Annotated in this window: 1 protein-coding gene and 1 pseudogene; both read left to right on the top strand. The window is 66.8% G+C overall.

From position 1 onward, the window contains the following. On the top strand, window positions 1–227 hold a 227-nt coding region (locus A5624_RS29640; RefSeq protein ID WP_197519032.1), incomplete at its 5' end, for an alpha/beta hydrolase. A 28-nt stretch (window positions 228–255) separates the two neighbouring features. Next, a pseudogene (gene aftC / locus A5624_RS25375) lies at window positions 256–754 on the top strand (arabinofuranan 3-O-arabinosyltransferase); the annotation flags it as partial.

Below are 754 nucleotides of genomic sequence, written 5' to 3'. Positions count from 1 at the left end.
TGAACACCAGCGTGCTGGTCACGCTTTCGGTGCAGAACATCGCCAGCAGCAGGGCGGGCGCGGCCACCGAGGCCAGCATCATCAACGCCAACGCCGCCAGCAAGCGGGTGATGTGGCAGGGCATCGGGCACGGCGCCAGCATCTTCTCCGGCTGCGCGGTGCCGCCGCTGATCGGCTACCTCAACAGCGGCAAATTGCCCAACACCGACACCTACTGCCCGGCCTGACGCTGCTTTCCGGCGCCCGCGGGCGCCGGTGTACGGTGCGCTGGTGACGGCAGCTGAATCGACCCGAACCGGCCTGCGTGACCGGACCCTGGCCGCCTTTGGTCCCCGCACCGGCGCACCGAGCGTCGCGGCCGTGCTGCGGATGGCGTTGTGGCCGCTGGCCATCCTCTCGGTCCTGCACCGCAGCATCGTGCTCACCCTCAACGGGAACATCACCGACGACTTCAAACCCGTCTACCGCGCGGTCCTGAACTTCCGGCACGGCTGGGACATCTACAACGAGCACTTCGACTACGTCGACCCGCACTACCTGTACCCGCCGGGCGGCACGCTGCTGATGGCCCCGTTCGGGTACCTGCCGTTCACGCCGTCGCGGTTCCTGTTCATCGGAATCAACACCGTCGCGATTCTGATCGCCTGGTACCTGCTGCTGCGGATGTTCAAGTTCACGCTGGCCTCGGTGGCCGCGCCCGCCCTGCTGCTGGCGATGTTCTGCACCGAAAGCGTGACCAGCACGCTGGTGTTAA

Origin of the sequence: Mycobacterium sp. 1482292.6, from assembly GCF_001672995.1 — a bacterium.
GTDB lineage: Bacteria > Actinomycetota > Actinomycetes > Mycobacteriales > Mycobacteriaceae > Mycobacterium > Mycobacterium europaeum_A.
Note: the sequence above shows the minus strand (reverse complement) of the source record. Positions and strands in the feature narration are given on the sequence as shown.